This is a genomic window from Peptidiphaga sp., assembly GCF_057238965.1.
Window position 1 is genome coordinate 1 of sequence record NZ_DBHHEV010000083.1, and the last position, 10,340, is coordinate 10,340.

The 10,340-nt window shown below is 61.6% G+C and carries 5 protein-coding genes and 1 pseudogene; all 6 read left to right on the forward strand.

Going from position 1 to position 10,340, the window contains the following annotated elements; translation table 11 throughout:
- The coding region (locus tag ACO48X_RS09205; protein WP_485001791.1) for a hypothetical protein at window positions 1-1,100 on the forward strand (1,100 nt) is incomplete at its 5' end.
- A gap of 220 nt (window positions 1,101-1,320) precedes the next feature.
- Complete coding sequence (locus ACO48X_RS09210) at window positions 1,321-2,889, forward strand: alpha/beta hydrolase (RefSeq protein WP_485001792.1); 1,569 nt, start codon at window positions 1,321-1,323, stop codon at window positions 2,887-2,889.
- Window positions 2,890-3,660: 771 nt separating this feature from the next.
- Window positions 3,661-5,376 (forward strand): alpha/beta hydrolase, encoded by a 1,716-nt coding sequence (locus tag ACO48X_RS09215; protein WP_485001793.1) that lies wholly within the window; start codon window positions 3,661-3,663, stop codon window positions 5,374-5,376.
- 624 nt (window positions 5,377-6,000) lie between these two features.
- Window positions 6,001-7,416, forward strand: coding sequence for an alpha/beta hydrolase (locus ACO48X_RS09220; RefSeq protein ID WP_485001794.1), 1,416 nt, complete (start codon window positions 6,001-6,003; stop codon window positions 7,414-7,416).
- Between the two features lie 483 nt (window positions 7,417-7,899).
- Window positions 7,900-9,291 carry an alpha/beta hydrolase gene (locus tag ACO48X_RS09225; protein ID WP_485001795.1) on the forward strand — a complete coding sequence of 464 codons (1,392 nt, stop codon included), beginning with the start codon at window positions 7,900-7,902 and terminating at the stop codon, window positions 9,289-9,291.
- Between the two features lie 709 nt (window positions 9,292-10,000).
- Window positions 10,001-10,340, forward strand: a pseudogene (locus ACO48X_RS09230) (hypothetical protein); the annotation flags it as partial.

The following is a 10,340-nucleotide window of genomic DNA, read 5'->3' on the forward strand; positions in this document are numbered from 1 at the left end:
CCCGCGGAGTCTTCATCACCGTCGAGCGCACGCGCGAGCTTGTCGGCAGGTCGTATGTCTCCCCGGGCAGCGGCCCGTGGCGCGTCGTCGTCGTCGAAGACGCCGACAGGATGCTCGAGCGCACCACGAACGTGCTGCTCAAAGCGATCGAGGAGCCTCCGCCGTTCACCGTGTGGATGCTGTGCACGCCCTCGCCCGAAGACGTCATGACGACGATCCGCTCGCGCTGCCGCGAAGTCAGTCTGGCCGTGCCGAGCCCGCAGGACGTCGCCGATCTGCTCGTTCGCCGCGACGGCGTCCCCCCGGAACGGGCGCTCGACGCTGCGCTCGCGGCCCAATCGCACGTCGGCCGCGCAAGAGCCCTCGCCACCGACGCACAGGCCGCCCGCGAACGGGCCTACATTCTCACCGAGACGCTCTCGATCCGCGGCGCGGGCGACGCCGTGCTGGCCGCCCACCGCGTTCTCAACTACAGTCCTGAGGCCGCCGAGGCCCTCCTCGGCCCCGCCGCGAGTTTCGACGCGGGTCCGCGCGCCGGGGAAGCCGGGCGGCAGGCCGATCGCGACGGCGAGGCGGGCGGACGCGACGGCGTCGATTCGGGCAGTCGCGGCAACGGGCGCGGCCGGAACTCCGGCTCGGCCGCGAAGTCGGGAAAGAAGCCCGCCAAAAAGAAGTCCGGGGCCAAAGCCGTCAGCGACGCCTTGGCCGCCCAGTTCGCGCAGGAGGAGGCCGAGCTGCGCCGATCCCTCGGCGTCGAGGAAGGGGGGCGGGTCCCTCCCGCTGTGTCCGCGCAGATAACCGCCCTGCGCGAGGATCAAAAGCGCCGCGCCACCCGCGCCCAGCGCGACAGGCTCGACCGCGCCCTCGTCGACCTTCTCTCGCTCTACAGGGACGTCCTCACGGTCCAGCTGGGGGCCGACGTCGCCCTCGTCAACCGCGACTTCGCCGACCGGATCGCCGAAGTCGCCGCGAGCACCTCGGCCGAGCAGTCGATTCGCCGGATGGACGCAATCTCGCAGGCTCGCACGCGCCTGGCGGGGAACGTCGCCCCGCTGCTCGCGCTCGAGGCGATGATGGTCAGCCTCCGCCCGCAGGGTTGACACCCGCCGGTTCCCGCAGGGCTGTTGACGGGCAGACGCCTGCGACCGCGCGCAGGGCTGACGCCTGCCGCTGTCTGCAAGGGCGTCGACTGCCGCCGGGCGCGGCGCCCGCCTCGGCGGGAACTTCAACCCATCCGGCCGACTCCTCGCAGATGCGGCAGGGGCGCCATGCCCCTGCAAGCGGACTGCGTTTTGGAAGACGATCAGGTAGTTTAGGAGAATGAACCTTCGCAAGCCCATGGCGTCCTTCTTCGCCGCAGCCCTGCTGCTCGCTGGCTGTTCGCTCGACCTCGGCGCCTCGAATCGCAACGGCCCCACCGACGGCGCGTCCCCGAGCGGAAACCAATCGCCGAACGTAACCGCGCTCAACAAGCTGGAGGACTTTTACAAGCAGAAGGTCGCATGGTCGAAATGCAAGAAGCATCCGGCCAACGAATGCGCGAATGTGAAGGTTCCGCTGGATTACAAGAAGCCCGGCGGCAAGACGATCACCATCGCCATGATGAAGGTTCCCGCGGCAAACGGCAAGCCGATTGGGACTCTGTTCGTCAACCCCGGCGGCCCCGGAGGCTCGGGAATCGATTTGGCGGCCAACGCTTCCGAGGCCTTCAGCGCCGCCGTTCGGAACAAGTACGACATCGTGGGCTTCGATCCCCGCGGGGTCGGCTCCTCGACCGCGGTCGATTGCGTGAGCGACGCCGAGCTGGCCAAGATCATGGACACCGACGTCGACCTCTCCACCCCGGAAGGGCAGCAGACGGACAAAGCCGTCACCGAGCAGGAGGCGAAGGGATGCCGGGAGAAGTCGGGCGAATTGCTTGCGCACCTCGGCACGGAGTCGGCCGCACGCGACCTTGACGTTTTACGCGGCCTCGTGGGCGACAAGAAACTCAATTACCTCGGTTTCTCTTATGGCACCTCCCTGGGCGGCATGTACGCCAACCTCTTTCCAAAGAAGGCAGGCAGGCTGGTGCTCGACGGCGCCGTCGACCCACAGCTTGGCGGCGCGCGCATGGGGTACGAGCAGATAGTCGGCTTCGAAACGGCCTTCCAACATTACGCGCAGCACTGTGTGGACACCGGCCGATGCCCGCTCGGAGGCTCTGTGGACGAGGCCAGGGCGAAGATGAAGGCGCTTTTCGACCAGGCGCTGAAGAGCCCCTTCCCGACGGCCGACCCCAAGAGACCTCTCAATAGAGCCGCGCTTTACTCTACCGTAATAAGCATGATGTACCGCGAAGCGTTCTGGACCTACCTGGATCAGGGGCTCTCCCAGCTGGTCGAGCAGAACGACGGTTCGGTCATCCTAAGGTTCTACGACCTGTTTGAGGAGCGCCAGGGAAACAAGTTCAAGAACAACGGCAAGGAAGCCTTCTGGGCGATCAACTGCGCCGACTATGTGCCTTCGCCGAGGGCCGAGTATCAGCAGTACGCCGATAAGCTGCGGACGGAGGCGCCCGTTTTCGGCTCGTCGATGATGGAGGGAACCGATATATGCTCGCTCTGGCCCTACCATCCGAAGGCCAATCCCGGACCGTACGAGGCTAAGGGCTCGGCTCCGATCGTCGTGATCGGCACGAAGTACGATCCGGCGACGCCGTATCATTGGGCGCAGAATCTGCATAAGACGCTGAGCAACTCGGTGCTGCTGACGTGGGAGGGCGACGGGCACACAGCCTACGGAAAAGCCGGCTCCTGCCTGAACGATCCGGTAGACCAATATCTTCTCACCGGAAAGGTCCCGCAGGACGGCCTCGTCTGCCCCGCCTCCCCGAAGTCGGGGAGCTGAATCGCAGCGAGCAGGCGGCAGGCGCGTAAGTCGAGGCATGGCGAGCATCCTCCGCGCCTGTCGGCTTTTCGCTCAACAGGCAGGACGGATGCCGCGCGGAACCTCTTGGGACACGCGGAGCCCGTCTTGTTTTATGCGTGCGTCTTTACGCGTAGGTTCCGCACGTCGCTACGTTTGCGCTTTGCACGTCGTTTCGCTTGTGTACTGCACCGGTCCCGTGCAATATTCTATTTCCGTTTTGAACCTGCCTTGTTTTTCGGCGTTTCCCTCGTCTGAATTTTTCCTTTATCCCGCCAGGTGGAGCTTGGTCTATTTTTCGCGGTTTCCCTGCGGGGCCATCTTATTTTTCTTCCACAGTTGTCCTTTCCCACGATCCTTACTCTGTCCATTCTCTTACCTTGCCTTTTCTTCGGTCATAAGTAATTTCTTCTGTGCCTTTATCGTTCTTGCCGTCCCTTATCGTCTCTTCCCCTCCTCTCTTCCTTTCCGCTCTTACCCTCTCTTCCGTCCTTCATGGCCACTGTTGTCTTTTGTCGCCACTGCCTCCCCTTCTACCTCAAGGGAAGGCGTGGAAAACCCGCAGTTCGCAGCCGTTCAATCCTGTAGGCTCATTTTTTAGAGAGACATAGTGACAAAGGCGGTGCACGGGCCGAAGGCTGTTTGACGCACCGGTCTCTCGGCCCGCGCCGAACGCTTTGGCGGTGAGCGTGGCATTCGTGAATATCCCGGGAATTGGCGTGGGTTTTAGTTTCTACCCGATTGGGAGGGAAGATGAAAAAGAGAATGACGCGATTGTTGCAGCCTTTGGCTGCGCTCTCGGCGTTGGCCCTGACGGCCGTCATTCAACCGGTGGCGGCTCAAGCGGCGTCGGCTCACGACGGCGTCGGGCGGGCTCCCGCGGCGAAGGCGACTGCCAGCCCGTCCGCGGATCCGTCGTCGGGCAAACCGAACGAAGCTCCAGCCGGGGACGTTCCGAAGGGGCTTGAAAAGTTCTATAAGCAGAAGCTGGCTTGGGCGCCGTGCAAAAACAAACCCCAGATGCAGTGCGCGAATGTAAAGGTTCCGCTGGATTACAAGAAGCCCGGGGGCAAGACGATCACCGTCGCCATGGCGAAGGTTCCCGCGGCAAACGGCAAACCGATCGGGAGCCTGTTCGTCAACCCCGGCGGCCCCGGAGGATCGGGAATCGACCTTGTTTCGGGCGCGGACAAGACCTTCAGCAAGGCTCTCCGGGACCAATACGACATTGTGGGCTTCGATCCGCGCGGGGTCGGTTCCTCGACCGCGGTCGATTGCGTGAGTGACGCCGAGCTGGGGAAGTACCTCGACTCTGAATTCGACCTGTCCACCCCGGAGGGAAAGAAGGCGGAGAAGGCTCAAGCGGAGAAGTTCGCCAAGGGTTGCAAGGAGAAGTCGGGCGAATTGCTTGCGCACGTCGGCACGGAGTCGGCTGCGCGGGACCTTGACGTTTTGCGCGGCCTCGTGGGCGACAAGAAGCTCAATTATCTCGGCTTTTCCTACGGCACTTCCCTGGGCGGCATGTACGCCAACCTTTTTCCGAAGAAGGCGGGCAGGCTGGTTCTCGACGGCGCCGTTGACTCACAGCTCGGCGATGCGCGCATGGGGTACGAGCAGAGGGTCGGCTTCGAGAAGGCCTTCGAGCGTTACGCGGAGTATTGCGTGAAGGGCGGGAACTGTCCGCTGGGGTCTTCTGTGGATGCGGCGAAGAAGAAGATGCGAGCCCTGTTCGATCAGGCGTTCAAAAAGCCGTTCCCGACGGCCGATCCCAAGAGGCCCCTCAATCGGAACATGCTCATGTATGGCGTCATGATTGCGATGTACAACACCGCGTATCGCTCCTATCTGGATACAGGGCTCAGTCAGTTGATCAAAAACAATGACGGATCCTTCCTTTTGGGATGGTTTGATCTGGCAATCGGGCGTGAGGGCGGAAAGTTCAAGAACAACAGCGACGAGGCCATGACTGCGATCAACTGTGCGGATTATCCGTCTTCCTCACCGTCCGTAACCAAAAAGTATCAAGAGAAACTGAAGAAGGAGGCCCCCCTTTTCAGCGCGGGCAGCGATGGAGAAGGGACTGACCTTTGCAGCCTTCTGCCGTATCATCCGAAGTCGAATCCTGGCCCGTACAGGGCGAAGGGGTCGGCTCCGATTGTGGTGATCGGTACGAGGCACGATCCGGCGACGCCGTATCACTGGGCGCAGGCTTTGCATAAGACGCTTGAGAACTCGGTGCTGTTGACCTGGGAAGGCGATGGTCACCTTGCTTACCCCAGGGCCGGCTCTTGCATCCAGAGCCCGGTCGACAAATATCTGCTGACCGGCGAGGTTCCCAAAGACGGCCTCGTTTGCCCAGTGGAACAGAAGCAGGGGCAAGAAGCGCAGAAGCAAGGCGACCTTGATCGGAAGGCTTCCGTGAAGGACAAGCTTTCCCCGAAGAGTCAACCGCATCTTGTCATCCGGTAGCGGGCGGAGTGCGTCCCACCGCTGGGCGGGACGCACTGGGCCCGACGCCCTTGCGTCATTCAACTTCTAGGGCGCGTTCCGCCGTTTTGCGGGACGCGCCCTTCGACGTTCTTTTGGCTCGTCTTCCACGCTCTGATGGTTTGAGCCCAAAGACTTTTTTCGCACGATTTGCGCGGCCTGAAGCGCCGGGTGGGGATATCCCCACCCGGCGCTTCAGGCCGTCGCGACTGTCATCTTGGCCTGGTGGCCGTATGTTCGCGGGCGGCCGGCTCCCGCCAAACTGGAGCCATGAGTGAGACGACGAATGCAACGAGTTCATGGCGGCGGGCGGGCAGCCCCGACAAGACCGCGCGGCAACGCCCGTTTTCCGCCGCGAGGTCAAGGTCTGCGCGGCTTGCGACGGCTTCGTTTGCCGGATTGATCGGCGTCAGCCTCGCGTTGGGCGCGACGTCGGCGCAAGCGGACACAATTGCGGCGTCGGAGACGTCGGTGAGCCCATACGCGGATGGTCCGAACGCCGGATCAAACAGCGGGGCGAACGGGTCAAACAATGACTCGAATGGCAGCGCGAACACCTCAAACCGCGGACCGAAGGGCGCCGGTGAAAGCGATGCCCCGAAAGGGTTGGGGAAGTTCTACAGGCAGAAGCTGACGTGGTCTGAATGCAAAGGCAAAGACCGTGCCGGCATGCAGTGCGCGCAAGCACAGGTTCCGCTCGATTACAAAAAGCCCGGGGGCAAGACGATCACGATTTCCATGCTCAAGGTTCCCGCCAAGAGCGGCAAGCCGATGGGGAGCCTGTTCGTCAATCCTGGCGGCCCCGGCGGCTCGGGCATAGATGAGGCAGTCAGACTGTCGAAAAGCCTCAAGCCCGAAATGTTGGACAAGTATGACGTGGTCGGATTCGATCCCCGCGGAGTTGGCGCCTCCACTCCGGTCAAATGCGCCGACACCGCCGCTTTGAACACGTTCATCATCGGTGCCGATTACGACCTTTCCACGGCGAAGGGCCGGCAGCAACAGCAGGAGGCGGCCAAGAAGATCGCGGACGGCTGCGAGAAGCGGTCGGGCGAGTTGCTCGCTCACGTTGGCACGGAGTCGGCGGCCCGCGATATGGATGTTTTGCGCGGCCTGGTGGGCGACAAGAAGCTCAACTATCTCGGCTTTTCCTACGGCACCGAGCTGGGCGGGACGTATGCCGACTTGTTCCCGAAGAAGGTGGGCAGGATGGTGCTTGACGGCGCCGCCGAGCCTCAACTGGGCAGCGCGCGCATGCTCTACGAGATGACTCTGGGCTTCGACAAATCGTTTGGGCGCTACGCGAAACGCTGCATTGACGGCGGCAAGTGCGCTCTTGGGACCACCGTCAAAGCTGCGAAGAAGAAGATGCGCGCCCTGTTCGACCAGGCGGCGAAGAAACCGTTCCCGACGTCGAACCCGGCCCGTCCGCTTACACGCTCCAATTTGATGATGGCCGTGAGGTTTGCGATGTACGGGGATGAAACATGGCCTCGTTTGGATCAGGCGCTCGGCAAGCTGATCGAGAAAAATGACGGCACCGAGCTTCTGGAGCTGGCTGCCCAGCTAACGCAGAATGACGAGAGCAATATGATCGAGGCACTCGTCGCGGTTAGTTGCGCCGATTACGCGAAAGAACCGGAGTCCGTCTACGCCAAGTACAACAAAAAGCTCAAGAAAAAATCCCTCCTCTTCGGTGGGTACGATCCCTTTGGGGCGAGAGTGACTCAGGTTTGCGCAAACATGAAATACCACCCGAAGGCTGATCCTGCTCCGTATAGAGCGAAGGGGTCGGCTCCGATTGTGGTCATCGGCACGAGGCACGATCCAGCGACGCCGTATTCGGGGGCGAAGACCATGCGCAGGACGCTCGAGAACTCCGTTCTGCTGACATGGGAGGGCGACGGACACATCGCCTACGGACGGGCTGGAGCATGCATCGAAGATCAAGTGAATGCCTATCTGCTGACCGGCAGGGTTCCAAAAGACGGGCTGGTTTGCCCGGTGGAAAGACGACGCTAGTCGTTTCCCCGGTGGCGGGCTCAAATGTTATCGCTCGTTGGGTCCGAGCCTACCCGTCAGGCTCGGACCCAACGTCAAGCACATTCTTAAAAATATGTTTCCAACTTTAAAAATATGCTTCCAAGAGCACAAATTAACTCTATTTGGTATTCGAAGTCTATTCGGTATCTGAAAGGATGAAAAAGGATGAAAATGAAACTGTCGAATCGCTTTTTGAAATCTCTGGCGGCAGTGTCCGTCCTTGCGTTGGCGGGTGTCGGCAATCCCGGTCCCGCGCACGCTTCGTCGCCTTCGCCGGAGCCTTCGTCCGGTTTGTCCGAGCGAGCCTCCGATTCCTCGGGGGGCGGACCCGGATCGTCGGAAGGTGCACCCGACTCATCGAAGGGCGCTCCCGGATCGCGGGAGGGCGTGCCCAGGGGCTTGGAACGGTTTTATAAGCAGAAGCTGAGGTGGTCTGAATGCAAAGGCAAAGACCGTGCCGGCATGCAGTGCGCGAATGTGAAGGTTCCGCTGGACTACAAGAAGCCCGGAGGCAGGGCGATCACCGTCGCCATGCTCAAGGTTCCCGCCAAGAGCGGCAAACCGATGGGAACGCTCTTTCTCAATCCCGGCGGACCCGGAAGCTCGGGAACAGGCTTTGCCTCTGCGGCTTCGTGGATCTTTAGTCTCGAGATTCGCGACAAGTACGACGTGGTCGGCTTTGATCCGCGAGGGGTCGGCGAATCGGCCGCGGTCGAGTGCGTGGACGACGCAACTCTCGAGAAGTATGTTGACGCTGATTATGACGTCTCCACTGTGGCCGGGCGCAGAGCCCAAAAGGCGCAGGCCAAGAAGATAGCCGAGGGATGCATGAAACACTCGGGCAGGCTGCTGCGACATGTCGGCACGGAGTCGGCTGCGCGCGACATGGATGTTATGCGCAGCCTGGTGGGCGATAAGAAGCTCAACTACTTCGGATTCTCCTACGGCACGTCCTTGGGCGGAATGTACGCCGACCTCTTCCCGAAGAAAGTCGGCAGGATGGTGCTTGACAGCGCCGTCGACACCGGCATGCGGGACAGCCGCAGAGCATACGAGCAGGTGCTCGGATTCGAGCATGCCTTTGAGCGCTATGCGCAACACTGCGTGAATACGGGCGCGTGTCCGTTGGGATCGACGGTGGACGCGGCAAAGAAGAAGATGCGCGCACTGTTCGATCAGGCGTTCAAAAATCCGTTCCCGACGTCGAATCCGAATCGGAAACTCACGCGTTCCCTTCTGACAAGCGAGGTCAGGCAGTACCTGTACAGCGACGCTTCATGGCCGGATCTCGATGAGAAGCTGAGGAAGCTGGTGAAGGAAAACGACGGCTCGGCCTTCGTGGAATCAGGGTCGGACTCCGGCCCAACTGCCTCCAGCAACGGCGCCGAGGCCCTTATAGCGATCAACTGCGCGGACTATGTGCTTGACCCGCAGTCCGAATATGCGAAGTACAGCGAGCGTCTCAAGAGGGAAGCGCCGGTTTTCGGCGCAGAGGGCGTTGACACGAAGGACCGATACATCTGCGCCGGGCTGCGGCATCACCCGAAGAAGAACCCGGGGCGGTACGTTGCGAAGGGGTTGGCTCCGATCGTGGTGATCGGGGTGAGGCACGATCCGGCGACGCTCTACTCCTGGACTCAAACCTTCGCCGGAGCGCTCGACAACTCGGTGCTGCTGAGCTGGGAAGGCGAGGGCCACGTGGCATACGCCAGGGCGGGTTCCTGCATCAAGGCGCCCGTCGACAAATATCTGCTGACCGGCGAAGTTCCCAAGGACGGGTTGGACTGCCCGGTGGAAAAGCCACAGGGGCAAAGACAGAACGCTGCGGAACGTATTTCGCCGCCCGTTGGATGACCATTGCTGCCGACGATCCTGACGTCGGCCTTGCGATGGAGACGGGCTGAGCACGACGCCGACGTCGGCCTTGCGATGCAGACGGGCTGAGCACGACGCTGAGGTCGGCCTTGCGATGCAGATAAATTGCGGGCGACATCGGCCGTTGACTTCGATGTGAGTTAACGGTCGATGTCGCCTTCTTTTTACTTTCGAGTGTGCTTTTTCGTCTTCGGATGTGCTGGGGACGTTATTCAGCGCAAACGGGCTGCAACAATTACGTATAGTGGATGCTCTTTTTGTCGGTGATGTCCTTTAGTCGAACGTCGGTTGAACTTTCCTTGATTTGCAGGCATTCCCTTCTACCTCATGGGAAGGTCTTGAAAACGGTAGCGCCGCCTAGGGGGAACAAGTAAAATAGCTGCTGCAGAGATACAATGTTTCGGGCTTTGTGTCTGGACTGACGCTTGTGCGTCTGTGTCGGTCTCACGGCCCGCGGCGAGCGTCACTGCGGGTAAAACTCCGGCGAGTCGCCCGGGTTTCGGTCCTTCATATGGGTTGCATCCGCCTAGCGAGGTGGATTGCAACCGGCTAAATCAATTTGGGAGAAGAGATGAAAACATTCAGGCGTTTGTTGCATCCTCTTGCGGCCGCATCGGCTTTTGCCCTGGCCGTCGTCGCTCAGCCTGCAGCGGCCGGTGCTCCGCCGGATCACGCGGACGCTGCGTCAATGCGCGCGGGCGATTCGCCGGTGCGTTTGGATCCGTCGTCGGGGGCGGATGCCTTTGCCCGTGCCGATGCGGGTGTTCCTGCGGCGAAGGCGACGGCGAGCCCGTCTGCGGGTCGGTCGCCGGGCGGTTCGACTGGCTCGCTTGGAAGCCCGACAAGTTCTCCCGGAAATTCGGTTAGCCCTCCGGGAGGTTCGACTGGTTCGCCGGGAAGCCCGACGGCGTCGCCGGGCGGTTCGATCGGCGCTCGCAAGGGGGACGTCCCGAAGGGGCTTGAAAAGTTCTACAGGCAGAAGGTCAGCTGGGCGCCGTGCAAGGACGACGCGAAGATGCAGTGCGCGA